Source organism: Cupriavidus sp. MPR-AND1C, assembly GCF_058809705.1.
The window spans coordinates 1-19932 of the sequence record NZ_JBXASU010000008.1 but is presented as its reverse complement, the minus strand read 5'-3'; the positions used below and the strand labels follow the sequence as shown (position 1 = coordinate 19932).

17 protein-coding genes are annotated in these 19932 nt (G+C 64.6%); 8 read left to right on the top strand and 9 right to left on the bottom strand.

Annotated features, from left to right (window positions below; genetic code table 11):
* Window positions 1–102: 102 nt before the first annotated feature.
* Entirely contained in the window at window positions 103–1176 is a 1074-nt protein-coding gene (locus AC1RWI_RS07075; RefSeq protein ID WP_043353200.1) for an FUSC family protein, read from the top strand.
* 94 nt (window positions 1177–1270) lie between these two features.
* Here the strand turns inward: AC1RWI_RS07075 and AC1RWI_RS07070 are convergent, their stop codons facing one another.
* Window positions 1271–2092: a CPBP family intramembrane glutamic endopeptidase gene (locus AC1RWI_RS07070; protein ID WP_492865333.1), complete on the bottom strand. Its 822-nt coding sequence runs from the start codon at window positions 2090–2092 to the stop codon at window positions 1271–1273.
* 239 nt (window positions 2093–2331) lie between these two features.
* Here AC1RWI_RS07070 and AC1RWI_RS07065 point away from each other — a divergent pair, with 239 nt between their 5' ends.
* From AC1RWI_RS07065 to AC1RWI_RS07040, 6 genes are all read left to right on the top strand, one after another.
* On the top strand, window positions 2332–3456 hold the full coding sequence (locus AC1RWI_RS07065) for a LacI family DNA-binding transcriptional regulator (RefSeq protein ID WP_492865332.1): 1125 nt from the start codon (window positions 2332–2334) through the stop codon (window positions 3454–3456).
* Between the two features lie 230 nt (window positions 3457–3686).
* Window positions 3687–4676: a Bug family tripartite tricarboxylate transporter substrate binding protein gene (locus AC1RWI_RS07060; RefSeq protein WP_492865474.1), complete on the top strand. Its 990-nt coding sequence runs from the start codon at window positions 3687–3689 to the stop codon at window positions 4674–4676.
* A gap of 75 nt (window positions 4677–4751) precedes the next feature.
* Window positions 4752–5909, top strand: a complete 1158-nt coding sequence (locus tag AC1RWI_RS07055) for an L-talarate/galactarate dehydratase (protein ID WP_043353202.1) — start codon at window positions 4752–4754, stop codon at window positions 5907–5909.
* A gap of 53 nt (window positions 5910–5962) precedes the next feature.
* On the top strand, window positions 5963–6943 hold the full coding sequence (locus tag AC1RWI_RS07050) for a Bug family tripartite tricarboxylate transporter substrate binding protein (RefSeq protein WP_052494868.1): 981 nt from the start codon (window positions 5963–5965) through the stop codon (window positions 6941–6943).
* A gap of 176 nt (window positions 6944–7119) precedes the next feature.
* Window positions 7120–7407 carry a hypothetical protein gene (locus AC1RWI_RS07045; protein WP_043353204.1) on the top strand — a complete coding sequence of 96 codons (288 nt, stop codon included), beginning with the start codon at window positions 7120–7122 and terminating at the stop codon, window positions 7405–7407.
* A gap of 297 nt (window positions 7408–7704) precedes the next feature.
* Window positions 7705–10284: a penicillin acylase family protein gene (locus AC1RWI_RS07040; RefSeq protein ID WP_492865331.1), complete on the top strand. Its 2580-nt coding sequence runs from the start codon at window positions 7705–7707 to the stop codon at window positions 10282–10284.
* 138 nt (window positions 10285–10422) lie between these two features.
* Here the strand turns inward: AC1RWI_RS07040 and AC1RWI_RS07035 are convergent, their stop codons facing one another.
* From AC1RWI_RS07035 to AC1RWI_RS07020, 4 genes are all read right to left on the bottom strand, one after another.
* Window positions 10423–11514 (bottom strand): porin, encoded by a 1092-nt coding sequence (locus tag AC1RWI_RS07035; RefSeq protein WP_043353205.1) that lies wholly within the window; start codon window positions 11512–11514, stop codon window positions 10423–10425.
* A 180-nt stretch (window positions 11515–11694) separates the two neighbouring features.
* On the bottom strand, window positions 11695–12471 hold the full coding sequence (locus AC1RWI_RS07030) for an enoyl-CoA hydratase (protein ID WP_043353207.1): 777 nt from the start codon (window positions 12469–12471) through the stop codon (window positions 11695–11697).
* A gap of 9 nt (window positions 12472–12480) precedes the next feature.
* On the bottom strand, window positions 12481–13452 hold the full coding sequence (locus tag AC1RWI_RS07025; protein WP_492865329.1) for a Bug family tripartite tricarboxylate transporter substrate binding protein: 972 nt from the start codon (window positions 13450–13452) through the stop codon (window positions 12481–12483).
* A 45-nt stretch (window positions 13453–13497) separates the two neighbouring features.
* Window positions 13498–14679 carry a CaiB/BaiF CoA transferase family protein gene (locus AC1RWI_RS07020; protein ID WP_492865327.1) on the bottom strand — a complete coding sequence of 394 codons (1182 nt, stop codon included), beginning with the start codon at window positions 14677–14679 and terminating at the stop codon, window positions 13498–13500.
* A gap of 316 nt (window positions 14680–14995) precedes the next feature.
* Between AC1RWI_RS07020 and AC1RWI_RS07015 the strand changes: the two genes are divergently transcribed.
* Window positions 14996–15421, top strand: coding sequence for a phasin family protein (locus AC1RWI_RS07015; RefSeq protein WP_043353214.1), 426 nt, complete (start codon window positions 14996–14998; stop codon window positions 15419–15421).
* A 193-nt stretch (window positions 15422–15614) separates the two neighbouring features.
* Here the strand turns inward: AC1RWI_RS07015 and phaP are convergent, their stop codons facing one another.
* The 4 genes from phaP to AC1RWI_RS06995 all read right to left on the bottom strand — a co-directional run bounded on the left by phaP (window position 15615) and on the right by AC1RWI_RS06995 (window position 19715).
* Window positions 15615–16172: a TIGR01841 family phasin gene (phaP, locus tag AC1RWI_RS07010; RefSeq protein ID WP_043353216.1), complete on the bottom strand. Its 558-nt coding sequence runs from the start codon at window positions 16170–16172 to the stop codon at window positions 15615–15617.
* 508 nt (window positions 16173–16680) lie between these two features.
* On the bottom strand, window positions 16681–17004 hold the full coding sequence (locus AC1RWI_RS07005) for a putative quinol monooxygenase (protein ID WP_043353218.1): 324 nt from the start codon (window positions 17002–17004) through the stop codon (window positions 16681–16683).
* An 86-nt stretch (window positions 17005–17090) separates the two neighbouring features.
* Window positions 17091–17840, bottom strand: coding sequence for an SDR family oxidoreductase (locus AC1RWI_RS07000; RefSeq protein ID WP_492865324.1), 750 nt, complete (start codon window positions 17838–17840; stop codon window positions 17091–17093).
* Between the two features lie 225 nt (window positions 17841–18065).
* Entirely contained in the window at window positions 18066–19715 is a 1650-nt protein-coding gene (locus AC1RWI_RS06995; RefSeq protein WP_492865322.1) for an acyl-CoA synthetase, read from the bottom strand.
* Between the last annotated feature and the right edge of the window lie 217 nt (window positions 19716–19932).

Here is a 19932-nt window from a genome sequence, read left to right as displayed (position 1 = left end):
CAGCGTTTCTTCGTTGTCAGCCAGGTAGCCGAGGATGTTGCCAAGAATCACCCGTCTGCTGCAGCGCGTGGACGAAAGCATTGCGCAAGCCGGCGGGCGAGCATGACCAGCACGCTGCTTTCCCGTGCCCATCCGTGGCTGCGGCGCGTGCTGCGCCCGGTGCTGGACCCGGCGCGCCGCTACCGCCATGCCAAGGTGATTCATGCCGCCAGGGTGGCGCTTGGCCTGCTGACGTCCATTGCGCTGACCACGGGCATCCACCTGCCTCATGGCGAATGGGCATCGATCACGCTGCTGGTGGTCATCGGCGGCCTGCAGCACCACGGCAATATCCGCAAGAAGGCGGCCGAGCGTGCGCTCGGCACGCTGATCGGCGCGGGCGCGGGGCTGGTGATCATCCTGCAGCAATCGTATTTTCACGCGCCCTTGCTCAGCTACGCGCTGATCGTCATCGCTTGCGCCATCTGTGCGTATCACGCGATCGGCAAGGGTGGCTACGTGGCGCTGCTCTCCGCCATTACCATCTTTATCGTCGCCGGCCATGGCGAGAACGCCATTGCGGACGGCCTCTGGCGCGCGGCGGATGTGCTGATCGGCATCGCGATCGCACTGCTGTTCTCCTTCGCGCTGCCCCTGCACGCCACCTATACGTGGCGCTACAAGCTGGCCGAGGCCCTGCGCAGTTGCGCCAGGATGCACACGGCCATCGTCAACGATGCGGGCTTCGACCGGGCCGTGCTGCAGCAGGCCATGGTCCTGCAAGGCAGCTTGCTGGTACAGCTGCGATCGCTGATGCCGTCGGTGGCCAAGGAGATCAATGTCTCGATGGACCAGCTCGAAGCCATCCAGCACGCCATGCGCGTGTGCATCAGCCTGCTGGAAGTGCTCGCGGCCACGCGCCCGCGCGTTGACGATGAACAGGCCAAGGCATTCGTGCGCGACCATCTTGCCGAAGAGAACCGCCGCATCAGCGCCATGCTGATCGGCATGGCGCGCGCGTTGACCCATGGCGTGGTGGCGCGCCTGGCGCCGCGTGGTACTTGTTCGCTTGCGCGAATTGCGGGCACCGTTGCGCCGCAATGGGCTGGCTATGTCTCGCTGACGCTGCGCTTGTCCGGCGAGTTCGACGATCTCAGGCAGCGTCTGGCGGCCATCGCGGATCGCTGGAACATTTAAGCCCGCTTTGGTGTTCAACGGTTGCTTCGACGCCGATGCTGAAGTTTGCCCAGGCGCCGGCCTCGTGGATTGCCGGCAGGGAGGAAGCTGGCTGTCAGGATTGGCCTTCGGCCGCACCCGCGCCACGCGGGTACCACAGCAGCCGGCGCAGCATCCAGGCCCCGGCCAGCCCTAGTGGAACCGCTAACGCCCACACGCTGAGCGGCGCTTCCAGCGCCGTGCTGTCGGGCGCCATCGCGGCTGAGATCATGACGCCGGCGTTCAGGCCCGCGTGCAGGACGATGCCGGGCCACAGCGAACGTGTGCGGCAATAGAGCGCCGCCGCGAACAGCCCGATGGCGAATGCGATCACGAACTGGTAGATGTTCAGGTGCGCCACGCCGAAGACGAAGGCCGAATACACCGTGGCATCGGCACGCGCGTACCGCCCCAGCATGCCGCGCAGCAGGATGCCGCGGAAGAACATCTCCTCAACGAACGGCGCGATCACGCACACCAGCACCCAGATGCCGATGCCGCCGCTCGTCATCTGCGTGATCATGCGCGCGTCGTCGGCGGAAAAGGGGAGCAGCGCCTCTATGCCGACCATGGCCAGGCCGTCGAGCAGCAAGATCAGCGGCACCATCAGCAGGATCGGCGGGCCCAACAGGCCAAGCGTGGCCGCCACGCTGGCGCCGCCCTCGTGGAACAGCTTGCGATAGCTCAACCCGCTGGCATGCAGCAAGGTGCTGAACACCAGCCCGTAGCAGGCCACGCGGATGAGGCTGGCAGCGGCCATCGGCTGCATGCCGTTGCGCAGCAAGGCCGGGCGCAGCAACATGGTCAATATCACCTCGACAAACCAGGCCACGAAGGTGAGCGCTAGCGCCCACTGGAAGGTAATCGGTCGGGTCTGGTCTGGCCGGTTGGGATTCATGGATCGCGAGATCTATCGGGGCGAAGGGCTTGTCGTAGACGGCCGTCTCCATTAACGGCAGCGGCACCGCGATTCTGTAGGTTCGGCTGCTCGGAAACGGCGCGAAAGCCATGCGCGCGGCGCTGCGCCGCGGTACCGATTCCGGGGTCGTCGGGTCTGCCTGGCCAGGTGGGTATACTCTGCGAGTGCGGCGCTCGGAAGCAACTATCCGGTCCCCGGCACAACTACCAGCAGAAGCGATGAAGCAGGCAAAAAAAGCCATTGAGGGCAACCCGCCCAGCGAAGAGGGCAGCGGCAAGACACCGGCAGCGTTGCCGCACGCTCGCAGCTCGCCCCGAGCAACCGGCAGCGCCACGGTGGCCGATGTCGCCAGCATCGCTGGCGTATCTGCCATGACGGTGTCGCGGGTCCTGAACAACCCGGAACGGGTTTCGCCTCGCACGCTCGCAGTGGTGAAAGGTGCCATCGAGCGCACTGGCTATGTGCCGAACCTGCTCGCAGGGGGACTGGCTTCACGCCGTAGCCGGCTCGTTGCGGTAGTGGTGCCGACCATCGCGAATTCCATGTTCGCCCAAGTCACGCAGGCGCTCACGGACGAACTCGGCAAGTCCGGATACCAGGTGATGCTCGGCCTTTCCGGATACGACGTGTCGCGCGAGCAGGAATTGCTGGACGCCATCCTGAGCCGCCGTCCCGATGGCATTGTGCTGACCGGCACGGTGCATACCGACACCACGCGCACCCGACTGCTCAAATCCGGCATGCCGCTGGTCGAGACCTGGGATATGAGTCCCTCGCCAATGGACATGCTGGTTGGATTTTCCCACGAGCAGGTCGGGGAGGCCGTGGCGGAGTATCTGTTGGGCAAGGGGTATCGGCGATTCGGACTCGTGTTCGCCAATGACCAGCGTGGCGACGTTCGCCGCAGCGGCTTGCTTGCGGCGTTGGCCAGGCACGGCATCAGCGACGTGCCCCTCGAGTCAGTGCCGGTCCCAACCACCATGGGCTTGGGCAAGCGGCATTTTGCCAAGCTGCTGGAACGTGCCCCTGGGCTGGACGTCGTGGTCTGCAGCTCCGATCCCTTGGCGCAGGGGGTCGTCGTGGAGGCGCAAGAGCGGGGCATTGCTGTTCCGGATCAACTCGCGGTGATGGGGTTCGGTGACTACGATTTCGCCGCCGAGTTGTCTCCGACACTCAGTTCCGTCAGCATCGATGGGAAGGCGATCGGCATTCGCGCCGCGCGTTTCCTGGTCGCCAGGATCGAGAAGACGGAGTCCGCTGGGTCCGAGACCGTTGTCGATGTCGGTTTCAGCATCATCGAAAGAAGAAGCACCTCAAAAAGCAAATCCAAGAGCACGACTTGAGTGCGGTTAGGGATTTCCCCGCGAAGTTAAGCCTTGAATCCGCCGTATGGTAGCGCTAACATACAGCCGTTGTTGATCGGCAGGCGAAACGCCCAAGTGGTTCGTCTTGAAATGTTAGCGCTAACACTTTGCGTGTCTGGTTGATGAAGAGCGCATTGGCAACGAGTAGAAGGGCTCGCCCTGTTACGCATGAGGCAGCCCAGTCCATCAGGCAGGAGACACCCATGACCATGATTTGCCAGGCGCAGGCGCGCCGTTGCGTTCCCTTGATTTGCGTGGCGCTCGCCGCTGCCACGCTGGCGTTGCCGGCGGCAGCGCAGCAGCCATATCCCGCCAAGCCAGTGAACATCGTTGTGCCGTTCCCCGCGGGGGGCAGCTCCGACGCAATGGGCCGGATCCTGGCCGCAGAACTGCAGGCCCAGCTCGGACAGTCGTTCGTCGTGGAGAACAAGGGCGGCGCTAATGGCGGCATTGGCTCCGTGGCGGTGGCGCGCGCGGTGCCAGACGGCTACACCCTGTTGATCTCTGGCGTGGGTTCGAATGCGATCAACTACGGCCTCTACAACAAGCTGCCGTACGCGGACAAGGATTTCGCCCACATTTCCTTGCTGGCGACCGGGCCGAATGTGCTGGTGGTGAACCCTGAGTTTCCGGCCAGGACCATTCAGGAATTCCTCAAGCTCGTCAAGGCCTCGCCTGGAAAGTACCAGGCTGCCAATTCCGGCAACGGGTCTTCGAACCACCTGGGCATGCAGATGCTCGAGTCCGCCGCAGGATTCAAGATCACGCCCGTGCCCTACAAGGGCGGCGCCGCTGCCATCAGCGACACGCTCGCCGGGCATGTGCCCATCCTCACGCTGAACCAGGACGTTCTGCTGCCGTACGTCAAGTCAGGCAAGCTGCGGCCGATTGCCGTATTCAGCGCCGAGCGGAACCCGTCGTATCCGAACGTGCCGACCATCGCCGAGTCCGGCTTCCCCGGTTTCTCGGCGGTCTCCTGGTTCGGCCTGGCAGCCCCCGCAGGTACACCCAAGGCCATCATCGACAGGCTAGCCGCCGCATCGGAAAAGGCGATGGCCAATCCCAAGGTCAAGGAAAAACTGGAGGCCGCAGGTTTCGTCGTGGTCGGCAGTTCACCCGCCAAGGCGAACGAGTTCGTCAAGGCGGAAATAGAGAAATGGGGCAAGACCGTCAGGGAATCCGGTGCAATGGTCGAGTAGGGCCGGCACCAGGCGTCACCATGCATCACCAGGCGGCCCCGGTGGGCCGTATCTCAAGGAATCAGGAGCACAAGCATGACCACGCAGCACCAGCCGAAGACCGGCGCAAACGACAACATCGCATCGATCCGGCTTTCGTCGGTGTACCTGCCGCTCGCGACGCCCATCAGCGACGCCAAGGTGCTGACCGGCAGACAGAAGCCGATGACCGAGATCGCGATACTCTTTGCCGAGATCGAGACGGAAGGTGGCGACAAGGGGCTCGGATTCAGCTACGCCAAGCGGGCCGGGGGACCCGGGCAATTCGCACATGCCAGGGAGATCGCGCCGGCGCTGATCGGCGAGGATGCCAACGACATCGCGCGGCTGTGGAACAAGCTGATCTGGGCGGGTGCATCCGTTGGGCGCAGCGGCTTGGCCACGCAAGCCATTGGCGCATTCGACGTTGCGCTGTGGGACCTCAAGGCCAGGCGCGCCAACTTGCCGCTGGCGAAGCTCCTCGGTGCGCACCGCGACTCGGTGAAGTGCTACAACACCTCGGGTGGCTTTCTTCATACGCCGCTCGACCAGCTCCTGATGAACGCGAGCAAATCGGTGGAGAAGGGCATCGGCGGCATCAAGCTGAAGGTGGGGCAGCCCGACTGCGCCGCCGACATCCAGCGGGTAGAGACAGTGCGCAAACACCTGGGTGATGGCTTTGCGCTGATGGTCGATGCCAACCAGCAGTGGGACCGGCCGACCGCGCAGCGCATGTGCCGCATCCTGGAGCAGTTCAACCTGATCTGGATCGAAGAGCCGCTGGACGCCTACGACTCCGAAGGCCATGCCGCATTGGCCGCCCAGTTCGACACGCCGATCGCCACCGGCGAGATGTTGACGAGCGTGGCAGAGCACTGGGACCTGATTCGCCATCGCGCAGCCGATTACCTGATGCCCGATGGCCCGCGCGTGGGCGGCATCACGCCCTTCCTGACGGTGGCAACGCTGGCCGATCACGCGGGACTGATGATTGCCCCTCACTTTGCCATGGAGTTGCATGTCCACCTCGCGGCAGCGTACCCGCGCGAGCCGTGGGTTGAGCACTTTGAATGGCTGGAGCCATTGTTCAACGAACGCCTCGAAATCAAGGACGGCCGCATGCTGGTGCCGACGCGGCCGGGGATCGGTGTGAGCCTGAGCGGTCAAGTGGCCGGGTGGACCCGGGAGCAGGCGGAGTTCGGCGCCAAGCGGTAACCGGCAAGCGTGCCGGGCCGGTGCAATGATAAAGATGCGATATAGACGGAGACATGATGCGAAACAGGATCACGACGCTACGCTGCGTGGCGGCGCTTCTGATGGCTTGTGCCGGTGGCGCCGCCACCGCGCAAGCCAAGTTCCCGACCGCACCCATTCGCATGCTGGTGGGCACGCCGGCGGGCGGGACCACTGACGTGATCGCCCGGCTGATCGCTGCCAGGATGAGTCAGTCGCTGAGCCAGAGTGTGGTGGTCGAGAACCGCACCGGTGCCAGTGGCCTGATCGCGGCGGAGAGCGTGGCGAAGGCCTCGGCGGATGGCTACACCGTGTTGATGGCTTCGTCGCAATTGGCGACCTATCGCGCGCTGTATGCGGCCACCAGGCTGGAACCGGAAAAGGACCTCGAGCCTCTTGGGATTGTGGCCACTTCCCCGTATGTGATGGTCGTGCATCCGTCGCTGCCGGTGAAAACGCTCCCTGAACTGATTGCGTACGCCAAGGCAAATCCCGGAAAGATCTCCTACGCGGGATCCAGCCCTGGCACCGCCCAGCATCTCGGTTGGGAACTGATCAAGACCAAAGCCGGCGTCGACATGCAGTACGTGCCTTACAAGGGCACTGGCGCCCTGATGCCCGACCTGCTTGCCGGCCGGCTGCAGGCTGGCATCGACAATGTCGCCATCCTGACGCCATACATCAAGAGCGGGCAGTTGCGAGGAGTCGCCGTGACGAGTCCGGCCCGCACGCCGTTGCTGCCGGACTTGCCTACCGTCGCAGCCTCCGGCGTGCCTGATTTCCAGGCCATGGGCTGGTTCGGCGTGTTCGCCACCGGCAAGGCGCCGCCGCAAGCGCTGGCGGCGTTGAGGAGCGCAGTGCGATCCGCGATGGCGGCGCCGGAGGTGAGGGAGAAACTGGTGGGCATGGGAGCGGAGCCCCAGAGTGGTGACCCAGCCGAATTGCGCGGCTTGCTCAAACGCGAGTCCACCGTCTGGTCCAAGGTGATCAAGGACAACCACATCTCGGCGCCATAGCCGGGCCAGCACGCACCGGGCCGTGCGCATTGTGGCTTTGCGCCCTCGCACCTGCCAGGTATTAACAATTGATTACAACCGAGGGAGGCCCGTCGCACTATGCTCCCCGAGCCCCAAAACATTGCGGCCGCCAGTACGGCGGCATGCCGTGCAACATGAAACGCAGGAAAAAGCGCATGAACAAGATCTACTCGTTTGCCTTGATGGCGATTGCCATGCTGGCAGCGACCTCGGGAGCCGCCCAGGCGCAGCATGTTGTCGGGGGGATGGGCGAGGAAGTCAGGCTCGGCGCTTTCAGTGGCCGCGCCGACACTTACCTGGGCGGCCGCAGCCTGCCCGACAGCCATGGGCGCAAGGCAGCAGGCCGGGACAGGAACCGCACACGAGCCATCGACCGGCAAGCAGTGCGCGCCAGTGGCGCGCGCGGAAGGACGCCTTCGCTTCCCGGCAGAAATTTGCCATAGGGCTCAGAGACACCCTCTTTCCGCCGTTCTGGCGCCCGAGTGCATACCCCTGGTGGGCGAGTCGGGAATGACTTCGCAAGCATTCCGCCAGGCGCGCCAGGGTACTGTCGCTTCAACGATGCAAAGTGCCGTCTGTCACCGATCCCGGAAGTGACGTTGACTGAATTTCATGGGCCAGGACGCTCCATTCCGACGCGTTCCTTCCGGGCTGGGATACGCCCCTTAATTAATTGACCGCCCGGTCGGTTTATTTTAGGATGTGCCGGCGCCATAAAGAAAAATGACTCCGGAGACATCATGACCCTGCGCCCCCGCCTTGCCCGCATTGCATCGACTGCCGTCATCCTCGCCCTCGGCGGCATCGCGGATATTCCCATTGGTCTTGCGACGGCGCATGCGGCCTCGTCCCATGCCGCGCAGCAGGTCGTGATCAAGCGGGACGAGTATGGCGTGCCGCATATCTACGCGGATACCGCCTACAAGCTTTTCTATGGCTATGCCTACGCCGTCGCGCAAGACCGGCTGTTCCAGATGGAGATGGCAAAGCGCAGCACGCAAGGAACGGTGGCCGAGGTGTTGGGCGATAAGTTCGTCAAGTTCGACCTGGCCACGCGCGGCAACTACTGGCCCGCGGCGATCGAGCAACAAATCGCGGCCTTGCCGAAGAGGGAGCGCGACATCCTCGATGGCTATGCCGCCGGGATGAATGCGTGGATCGCGCAGGTTCGTGCGCGGCCTGACACCTTGATGCCAAAGCAGTTCAACGATGCGGGCTTCAAGCCGTCAGACTGGAGCGCATTCGACGTGGCGATGGTGTTCGTCGGCACCATGGCGAACCGCTTCTCCGACAGCACCAGCGAGGTGGACAACCTGGCGTTGCTTACCGCCCTGAAAGACCGGTATGGTGAAGCGCGTGGCATGGACCTGTTCACGCAGTTGAAGTGGCTCGTCAATCCAAAGGCGGTCACCACCATCGCGGCCGGCGAGCGTACTTACCCGATACGGCTCGGCGCCCCGGCAGGCACCGGCGAACTTGCCTACGCATTGCCACGCTACGACGGACCGCCGCCGATGGCGCAGCGGCCCGCGCGCGGCGATGACGGCATGCTGCTCGCGCTCGACACGCAGGCCAACCGCGACACCGTGTTCGCCCAGTATGCGCAGAGCGGCGCCAACGGCCCCGCCGGCTTCCCGACCACCAGCAATATGTGGGTGATCGGCAAGCAGCGTGCGCGCGGCGCCAAGGCGATCATGCTCAACGGGCCACAGTTTGGCTGGTTCAACCCGGGTTACACCTACGGTATCGGCCTGCATGGCGCGGGCTTCGATATCGTCGGCAATACGCCGTTTGCCTACCCTTGCATCCTGTTTGGCCACAACGGCAAGATCTCATGGGGATCGACTGCCGGCTTTGGCGACGACATCGACATGTTCGCCGAGCGCGTCGACCCCGCTCGGCCTGACTTCTACTGGCACAACGGCAAGTGGGTGCAGATGCAAAAGCGCGCCGAGATCATCCACGTCAAGGATGGCGCGCCTGTGACACTCACCGTCTACCGCACCGTGCACGGCATCGTCATGCAGCGGGACGACGCCACGCAAACTGCCTATGCCAAGGCACGCGCCTGGAGCGGAAAGGAAGTGCAGTCGCTCCTGGCGTGGACCCATCAGGCGCAGGCGCATGACTGGAAGAGCTGGACCGCGCAGGCCGCACGACAGGCCCTGACCATCAATTGGTACTACGCGGACCGCCAGGGCAATATCGGATACGCACACACCGGCGCCTATCCACATCGTCGCACGGGCCACGATCCGCGCCTGCCCGTGCCCGGCACCGGGGAATGGGACTGGCGCGGCGTGCTGCCGTTCTCCACCAACCCACAGGTCTACAACCCGCACTCCGGCTATATCGCCAACTGGAACAACTCGCCTGAGCAGGGCTACCCGGCCTCTGATCTGTTTGCCTTCCTGTGGGGCGCGGCGGACCGCAATGTCGAAATCCAGCATCGCATCGAGGCGCACGCGACGCTCGACAGCGACGATGCCTGGCAGATCCTGAAGGACACCAGCCGCTCGGACCTGAACGTGCGGCACTTCCTGCCGTTCATCCGCAATGCCGCGGCGGCGCTGCCCGCCGATGATCCGCGCCGCCGCCTCGCCGATACATTGGCGGGCTGGAACGGCATCAACGACGACCCGCGCGACACTGGAAAGTACGCCCAGCCCGGCTCGGCCATCATGAACGCCTGGCTCACGTCGATGCTGGCAAGGACCGTCGTCAAGGCGGTTCCCGCGCCGTTCGACAAGTGGTACATGGCCAGCGGCTACGAGACGACGCAGGATGGACCCACCGGCTCGCTGAACCTCAGCACGGGCAGCAAGGTTCTTTACGAGGCGTTGCTCGGATCTCGCTCGGCCATTCCCCAGCGCGTGGACCTGTTTGGCGGCGCCGCGCCGGACGATGTCATTCGCGCCGCACTGGGCGACACCTGGACATCGCTGTCGGCCAGGTACGGGGACGATATCGCCCGCTGGCAACCGCCAGCCGTGATGCTCACCTTCCGCGCGAACAACTTCTTCGGCATTCCGCAGGCGGATGCGGCCGAAGCCATTCGCGTGCCGGAGTACCAGAACCGCGGGACGGAGAATGACCTGATCGTGTTCGGCAGTGCCGCCGCTGCCGGCAAGACGCAGGCATGGGATGTGGTGGCGCCGGGGCAGAGCGGGTTCGTCGCGCCGGATGGCACGCGCTCACCGCACTACAGCGACCAGCTCCCCCTCTATACGAGCTTTGGCCGCAAGCCGTTGCGTCTGGAGGCGGGCGAGGTCGCACGCCACACGCGCAGCGAGGAAAGGGTCGCGGTCGCACCGCGATAGTTCGTGGCTGGCGGCCTCAGGCCGCCGGCCGGCCAGCGCTTTCGCCAGAAGCTGTCTGGCCGAAAAAAAAGCCCGCTTAAGCGCGGGCCAAGGTCGATAAAGCGTTTTGCGCTGGGCGAGCAACCCAAGAAGAGCGGCTCAGAACCGATGCCGCATGCCCACGATCGCACCCACCTGGCTCTGCCCGGCGCCGACTTGCTCCGTGGTATTCACCAGCGTTGTCGCATTGGCATTCAGCGACGGCCCGAACCCGGACAATCCCATCGCAGACCCATCGCGGTTCTTCGCGTAAGCGAGGATCGTGTAGAGATCGGTACGCTTGGACAGTGCGTAGGTGCCGGATAAGACAAAGCTCAGCGGATCGGCCGACGAGTTGCGCACGTCGGTGTAGTACGCAGCGCCGGTCAGCGAAATGGCTGGTGTGGCCTGGTACTGCACGCCGGCCCAGTAGAGATTGGTGCGCAGGGAACTGGTGGTGAAGTCGCCACGGTAGTAGCGGTAGCCCGCCAGCACCTTGACCGACGAGAAGGCATAGGCCGCGGCCACGGCGGCGCGGCGCTCGCGGTTATCCTGCAGCGTGACCGTGCTGCCGCGGACTTCGTCGTAGGCCACGCGCGTGGACAGGGGGCCGTTGGCGTAGCCCAAGCTGGCGCTCCATTCCCGTCCCGCCTTGGATGCGCCGGCGATTTCGCCGCCGGCGGTGCTGTCGTAGCCGGTGCTGTAGAACAGGCCGTAGTAGACGCCGCCAGTGGTGCCGGTGAACTTGATGGCGTTGTCTGCGCGGCCGGACATCCACTTGTCGTGCATCAGCAGGGAGTAGCGGGTCGAGATGACCATCGGGTCGAACGCCGACGAGAGATCGTACATCAGCGTCTGTTGGCGGCCGAGGGTCAGGGTGCCGTACCGGGCCTGCAGGCCGGCGAAGGCCTGGCGGCCGAACAGGCGGCCGCCCTGGTTGACCTTGCCGGTGTCGAGGTCGAAGCCGTTCTCCAGTACGAATACGCCCTTGAGGCCGTTGCCCAGGTCTTGCGTGCCACGCAGGCCGAAGCGCGAGGTGGAGAGGTTGCCGGCGGACATGCGCACCGTGGAGTTGCTGCCGCCGGTGGCGTTGGGCACGTGGCTCAGGTATTCGATGCCGGCATCGACCACGCCGTAAAGCGTGATACTGCCTTGCGCCATTGCGGCGCCCGGGATGAGCGGCAACAGCGCCAGCCATGCACGAGATTTCATTGCGTTGATTTCCTTATGATTTGCGACGCCCCTTGGGCTCGGGCATCGCAGCGGCGTCAATGTAGCCTCATAAGGACAATGCAAAAAAGGGAGTTCCCGGAACAGACTGTTCCTGCCGGCGAACAGTCCGTCCTGGCTCCCTTGGCCCGCTTTTCCCACGTACTGCTTACCGCGTACCTCTTACCGCTTGCGCTGCAAGAACGCGTTCATGTACCGCTGCGGCTCCCCGGTCTCGAAGGCACTGCCAAACTCCGCCACGCTGTTGTTGATGGACACATCCAGCGGCGCCTCCTCCCACTCGCGCAACAGCCGCTTTTGCTGGCGCACCACGGCGGGGCCGAAGCCGGCCAGCAGCGTGGCGAGGCGTTCGATTTCGGCGTCCAGTTCGGCTAGCGGCACCACCTTGCTCACCAGGCCCCAGGCCAGCGCTTCGCGCGCGTCGGAGATCTCGCCGGTCAGCAGCATCCATGCGGCGCGGGCGTTGCCGATCAGGCGGGGCATCAGCGCGGCGTGGATGACCGACGGAATGCCGACCTTGACCTCGGGCATGCCGACATGGGTGTTGTCCGCGGCGACGCGGATGTCGCAGGCCAGCGCGAGTTCCAGGCCGCCGCCCAGGCACCAGCCGGGCATGCGCGCGATCACCGGCACGGGGAAGTGGCGCAGCGCGTCGCACAGGCCACGCAGGCCACTGATGAAGCGCTGTGCGCTGTCACGGGTCAGGGCGGCCATCTCCTTGATGTCGGCGCCGCCGATAAAGCCTTTCTCTCCGGCGCCTTGCACGATCAGCACGCGGATCTCGTCCCGGGCCGCGAGCTCGGCCACGGCCTGGGTCAGTGCGGCGATGACCGGCGTGCTCAGGATATTGAGCGAGCCGGCCTCGCGGATGGTGAGGGTGGCGATGCCGAGCGCATTGATCTCGATGCCGGCGTATGGCTTGTTATCTGCTTGGCTCATGGCGTGGACTCACTGCAGTTTTGTGAAATGGATATCTTCGACGACCTTCTTCCAGTGCGCGTTCTGGCCGCGGATCAGCTCGGCGAATGCCTTGCGCGTCATCGGTGCGGGAATGGCGCCTTGCTTCTCGATGGCGGTGACGACCTCGGGATCGGCCAGCACTTGCCGCACTGCGTCGTTGAGCTTGTCCAGGATAGCCGCCGGCGTGCCGGCGGGCGCGCCCAGGCCGAACCAGGAGGGATTGTTCATGGCCGGCAGGCCGGCCTCGGCATAGGTTGGCACATTGGGCAGTACCTTCAGCCGCTTCCCGGCAGCCACAGCCAGCGGGCGCAGGCGGTTGCCCTGGATCAGGCTGGAGGAGGAGGGAATGTTGTCGAACACCACCTGGATCTGGCCCGCCACCGCATCGTTGAGCGCGGGGCCCAGGCCCTTGTAGGGCACGTGGAGCATCCTGGTGCCAGTCTCGTTCATGAACAGCTCGCCATTCATGTGGCTCAGGCCGCCATTGCCCGAAGATCCGAACGAATACTTGCCCGGGTTGGCCTTGAGCAACTTGATGAAGGCGGGCAGGTCGCTGGCCGGGAAGGCGGGGTTGACCACCAGCACGTTGGGCACGTCGGCGAGGTTGCTGATGGGTTCGAAATCGCTGACGGGGTCATAGGCTGTCTTGGCGTACACGTTGGGGTTGACCGCATGCGAGCTCTCCACTTCCATGACCAGCGTGTAGCCGTCCGCAGGCTGCTTGGCCGCATAGGCGCTGCCCACGGCGCCGCCCGCGCCAGGGCGGTTTTCCACTACGACGGGCTGCTTGAGCACGGCGCCGAGCCGGGTGCCGACGATGCGCGCGATGATGTCGGTGGTGCCGCCGGCCGCGTAGGGCACGATCAGCTTGATGGGCTTGTCGGGGTAGGCCGAGGCGTGCGCGCCGCTGGCAAGGCTCAGGCCGGCGAGCAGGGTGGTGGCGATGATGTGTTTGTTCAAGCGATGTCTCCGGACGGTTTTTTTTTAGGTGTCGGCGCGCAGGTACTAGCTGCCGTTACGCCTGCCGTGCTCATCGAGCAGCGGCGGTGGCGCCAGTGCTTGCGCGCCGCTGCCGGCCAGCATGGGGTTGCGGATCATCGGCACGCGGCCAAGCACCGGGTGCTCGGCTTGCTGCACCAGTTGCCGGTGCGAGACCTGCGGATGCGCAAACACTTCTTCCATGGAGTGGATCGGGCCCCATGGCACGCCGGCCGCGTCGAAGGCTTGCGTCCAGCTCTGCCGGTCGCGGGTGGGGAACACGTCGGTGAGCAGCTTGCGCAGCGCCGGCAGGTTGGCAATGCGCCCCGCGTTGCTGGCGTAGCGTGGGTCCGTTGCCAGCGCGCCGAGGCAGGCCACTTCGCACAAGCGCGCGAATTGCGCGTCGTTGCCGATGGCGAGGATCAGGTGGCCATCCGCGCAGCGGAATACCTCGTATGGCGCGCAGTTGGGATGCGCATTGCCACTGCGTTGCGGCGCCTTGCCGGACACCAGGTAGTTGGAGGCCTGGTTGGCATTGAGCGCGACTGCCACGTCGAGTAGGGCGATATCCAGGTACTCGCCTTCGCCGGTGGCGTGACGGCGCAGCAAGGCTGCCAGCACCGCCGAGGTGGCATACATGCCGGTGGTCAGGTCCACCACCGCCACGCCCGTGCGCAGCGGGCCGGCGCCAGGCTCGCCGTCGGGGTGCCCGGTGTAGCTCATCAGCCCGCCCATGCCCTGGAACACATAGTCGTAACCGGGCTTGTCGGCCATCGGGCCGCTCTGGCCGAAACCGGTGATCGACAGGTAGACCAGCCGCGGGTTGAGCACCTTGAGCGACTCATAGTCCAGGCCGTAGCGGCGCAGCGTCCCAACTTTGTAGTTCTCCACCAGCACGTCGGCCTGCAGCGCAAGTTTCCGGATCCGCGCGGCGCCTTCCGGGGTGGCGTAGTCGATGGCCACGGATTGCTTGCCGCGGTTGCAGCAGATGAAGTAGGCGGAGAGGCCTGTCTCGCCATCGCCGTCAGCGCTGCCTTCGGGCGGGTGCAGGTAGGGCGGGCCCCAGCCGCGCGTATCGTCGCCGAGGCCGGGGCGTTCTACCTTGGTGACTTCGGCGCCCAGGTCGGCCAGGTTCTGCGTGCACCATGGGCCGGCCAATATCCGGGACAAATCCAGCACCTTGATGCCGGCCAGGGCCTGATGAAGCATGGGGTCTCCGCAAGACAATTCGTTATGGTGCGGGCGAGTGTATCGGCGGCCCCCGGCGCGAGCCAGTTCATAGTTTTCAAGGAAGCGTTCATCGAATTCGAACGGCCCGGTGAAGGCATGGTGAGGGCCGGGCTGGCCTGATGTGAGTTCGGGAGCGCTCGGCTGCAAACGGTGGCGCATTCCCCTCCTGGCGGCGTGCGGTACGCGCTACACTTGCGCTACCGCGCCCGCCATCGAGAAGTCAATCGGGCAGAAGCATCCGGATCACGGCGCGGCCAGTTTCCTGCTTCACCTACCCCCAGCGAGGAGATGCATCATGTCGACACCGTCCAATCCGTTCACCGATTTCAGCAAGTTGCTCGAGCAGTACAAGCTCCCCGGGGTCGATATGACTTCGGTAATCGAAGCGCGGCGCAAGGATATCGAAGCCATCACGGAGGCCAACAAGGTGGCCTACGAAGGCATGCAGGCACTGGTGCAAAAGCAAACGGAGATCCTGAGCAAGACCATGCAGGAGATCCAGTCGGCGGCGCAACAGATGACCACCGGCGGCAACCCGGCCGAGGCCATGGCCAAGCAGGGCGAGTTCGTTCAGCAGGGCCTGCAGAAGGCGTTCAACAATATGCGTGAACTGGCGGAGATGGCGCAGAAATCGCAGGCCGAGGCGCTGGCCGTGATTACCAGGCGCGCGGAGCAGAATATCGAAGAGGCGAAAAACCTGATGAAGCCGAAGGGCAAGTAAGCGCGAGCCATCTCAAAGAGATTCAGGCGTCGTTGCGCGGCCTTGGCCGATCCACTTGTACGGTCTGCGGCCGCGCGCCTGGCCAGAACCGCTTCGCATCATTCTGAAACGGCCTCCAAGGCGCCCGGCGTAGCCGAAGGCAATGCGCGAATCTCCCGCGCAGCACGGGAAGGCCGCGCTGCGCGGGCGTGCTTTACGCCTTGACAGCGCGGCGTGCGCTTTGCTGGACTGCGCCAGTCGCGGCCGCGGTCGATGCTTCGATGTTGGACTTCACCGTTTCAGCCGCTTGCTTCGAGGCCTTCTGCACCGATTCGTAGGTGTTGTTGGCGGCGGCAACCGTCTGCTGCAGCAGGGCGGTGAGCGCCTCCGATCCGGCCGGCGCATTCTTCACGAACGTATCGACGAAAGTCTGCACGCTGCGGTTGTGCTGTTCGTATTGCGCCTCCACCGTCTTGGTGAGCTCGGCCTGCGTGGCCGAGGCAATCTCGTACACATGGCGGGCATACGCAAGCGCCTTGTCGGCTGCCGGCTGCGCGAACTTACCCTGTGCGCTGAAGACATCCTTCAGGTCGCCACCGGACAAGGCCGCCTGCACGTTCTCCTGGCTCTCCGCCAGGTTCGACTTCACGGCTTGCAGGTTCAGCTCGGCCAGTTTCTGGAAACCGTCGAAAGCCGTATTCGTCAGCGCGAACAGGTTGGCGAAATGGGCTTTCTGGGCTTCAGCGAACTGGTCGGACGAAAAAACGAACATGCGTGTTCTCCTGTGTATCGCCCGGCAGCCAGGCCGACATGCACGGGATGTGCCGTCGCGGCAAACGGGTCGAATGTGAGATTCGGAAAGGCGGCGGCATCACTGATTTGCGCAGTGCACCATCCAAGGGCAGATTCTAGAGCCCCCTATTTGGATAGCCCCTAGGGAGATACCCGAATAAACGGAGTATGCCGCTTGCTGCTGTGCAGCAAGGTCGACATGGGTATACCCAACCGTGTGGGGGGTGCTTGCGGTAGTACCCTGCCGCCCCCGCCAATCCAGGGACTTTCTGGCCTCTCTGTTGGCAATCGGCAATCGGTAATCGGTAATCGCACGTTTTTTCACGACATGCGGCGGCCGGCATGCGCCTGCCTGTCCTCCTGGCGCGCTCCATATGGAATCCCGATGACGATCCGGGGCGGGCGCAAAGACCGAGGCCTCCACTTCCGGATGATCGTCTTCTTCGTCTTCCGGCTCCCGCCATCAAGGCAACGTCAGCTGCCCGAGCTTATGCCGCCGGCTTTTCGAACGCGCGCAGCGGCTTGAGGAATTCCAGCGTGCGCTCGCGCTTGAGCAGCGTCGGCAATGCCTGCTCATACGCCTGCCGATAGGGCCGGCTCAAGTGATGCGTCTGGAAATACGCGGGGCTGCAAGCCCAGGTCTCGTAGAGCACCAGCGTATCGGGGTCTTCGACCGAGCGATGCAGGTAGGTGTTGACGAAATCCGGCTCCTTGGCCATTTGCTCCAGCACTTGCAGCAAGCTGGATTCGAGTTCGTCGCGATGCTCTGGCTTACCCGGCAGGTGGACGATAAAGGCGATGCTTTCGCTCATGGTGTTCAGTGCTCCTTGCTGATGTCAGGTCAGATAAGTCAGATAAGTCAGTCAAGCCAGTAAAGTCGGTTGAGCCCGCTCGAGCCTCACAACTGGCTCATGCCGCCGTCGACGATGATCTCCGTGCCGACGATGAACGCCGACTCGGTGGCCGAGAGATGCAGCACCGTTGCCGCGATTTCTTTCGTCTCGCCAAAGCGGCCGAGCGGAATCTGGCTCTTGATCTGGGCGGCGGTGTTGGCGAGGGCGTCGGCGTCCAGGCCGAGCTTGCCGTAGAGCGGCGTGGTCACCGGGCCCGGGCTGAGCACATTGACGCGTACGCCGCGCGGCAGCAGTTCGGCCGAGAGTGTCTTGGCCAGCGATATGAGGCCAGCCTTGCTGGCCGCATAGACGGCGGATGACGGCATGCCGATGTGCGCATTGATGGACCCGTTGAGCACGATCGATGCGCCTGGATTGAACAGCGGCACCAGCGCCTGGATCTGGAAGAAGGGACCCTTCACATTGGTATCGAAGGTCTGGTCCCACATCGATTCTTCGACATCCGGCAGCGGCGCGAACCTGGCGATGCCCGCGTTGATGAATACGGCGTCGAGCTTGATGCCTTCATCGTCGAGGCGTTTTGCCAGCGCGCGGGCTGCGGCCACGGTGCCGGCGTCATTCTGGATGGCCAGCGCGTTGGCGCCCAGCGTGGGCTTGGCTGCCTCCAGCGTCGCGGTATCCCGGCCCGTCACGATGACGCGCGCGCCCTCGGCGGCAAATGCCTGCGCGGTAGTCAGGCCCATGCCACTGTTGCCGCCAGTGACCAGTACGGTTTTGCCTTCGAAGCGATTCATGGTGTTCTCCTGAGAACGTGTTGTGGTGGTGTGAATGGAGTATGGACAGCGCAGGGCAATAAGCCGTACGAAAGAGTTGGCAATCTTGTTCGATAAGATTGGACATCTTCAGCGGCCCGTCAAAAAAGCGCTTCCAGCCACACGTGGACACGGGAGAATGGAAAAAGGGCGCTGCCAGGCAGCGCCCCCCCGTGTTTTGCTGTGCCGGCAGCCGTGCCGGCTGCGCTACGCCTGCGCCTCGCGCTGCCGCGCCACTTCCTGGTTGCGCAGGATAAAGCGCTGGACCTTGCCGCTCGGTGTCTTCGGCAACTCGGGCACGAACTCGATTTCGCGGGGATAGGCGTGGGCCGCGAGGCGATTGCGCACGTGCAGGCGCAGTTCTTCGGCCAGCTCCGGGCTCGCCTTGTATTCCGGGCCGAGAACGACAAAAGCCTTGATCAGTTCGGTGCGTTCCGGATCGGGCTTGCCGATGACCGCGGTCTCGACCACCGCCGGATGCTCGATCAGCGCGCTCTCCACGTCGAACGGGCCGACGCGGTAGCCGGAGGTGGTGATGACATCGTCGGCGCGTCCGATAAAGCTGATGCTGCCATCGGGGTTCAGCTCCGCGGTGTCGCCGCTCAGGTAGTACTGGCCGACGAAGGCGCCGGTGGGCGTGCCGTGGTAGCCGGCGAACCAGGCCATCGGAGACTTCGACATATCCAGCGCGAGCGTGCCAGGCTGGCCGGCCGGCAACTCGCGTGCGTCGTCGTCCAGCACCACCACGCGATGGCCCGGGCTGGCGAAGCCGGCCGCGCCCAGGTGCACGGGATGGCGCAGCGCGTGGTGATTGCACAGCACCATGCCGAGCTCGGTCTGGCCGTAGTGATCGTGGATGGTGACGCCGAGCTGGTCGGCGAACCAGCGGATCACTTCCGGGTTAAGTGGCTCGCCCGCGCTGCTGACCGCGCGCAGCTTGCCGCGCAGCGGGCCGGCCACGGCCTGCCCCGCCGCGATCAGCAGGCGATAGGCGGTGGGCGAGCCGGCCAGGTTGGTGATGCCGTACTTGTCGATCATCCGGCATGTGCTCTCGATGCTGAATGGGCCGTCATAGAACGTGGTGGGATGGCCCAGGGCCAGAGGCCCGGTCACCGCGTAGTACAAGCCATAGGCCCAGCCAGGGTCGGCGAGGTTCCAGAAGGCATCCTCGGGGCGCAGGTCGACCGCGTCGCGCATATAGCCCGCGAACGCAGCCACGGCCTTGAGCGGTACCAGCAGCGGCTTGGCGGGGCCGGTGGTGCCGGAGGTAAACATCATCAGGAAGGGATCGTCGCCGGTGCGCATGACCGGATCGAACCGGACCGGCTGGCGCTCAAGCTCTGCCCAGAAACTGAAGTCTCCGCGCGCGATACCGCGGCCTTTGGCGCCGCCAACGGTGAGTACTTGGGGGCAGTTCTCCACCTCATCGAGCTTGCCGCGATTGGCGCCGTCGGTGACCACGAGCCGGGCGCCGGAGGTTTGCAGGCGATGCTCGATGGCCTTGGGGCCAAAGGCTGTGAACAATGGCTGGTAGACCGCGCCCGCGCGCCAGGTGCCGAGGATGGTGACAAGCAGCTCCGGGGTGCGCGGCAGCAGGCCAGCCACACGGTCGCCGGGGCCGATGCCCTGCGCCGCGAGAAAGCTGGCGAACTGCGCGGAGAGCTTCTGCAACTGGCTGAAGGTATAGGTCTCGCTGGTGCCGTCGCGGCTCTCCCAGAACAGCGCGATGCGCCCTGGCAGTGCATGGCGGTCGCAGCATTCGACGCAGGCGTTGATGGCATCGAGCTTGCCGCTCAGGCACTCCGAGATCGATGCCTCATAGGAAAAGCCGGCGATAGCCTCGGCGTAGTCGCGCATGGTGGTCTCCTGGTTTCTTGTATGAATCGCAGCTGCCCGCATGGACAGGGGGTGCGCGAAATTCTGGGCCACGCCGGCGTGCCCGGCAATGGCCAGAATTTCCAGGCTGGCTGAACCCGTTTGCCAGTGTGCGTCGCGAGGGCTGTTTGGGCGCGCTGTTATCGGCCGCCGTGGCCACCATGGCCGCCGCCACCTCCATGACCGCCACCACCATGAC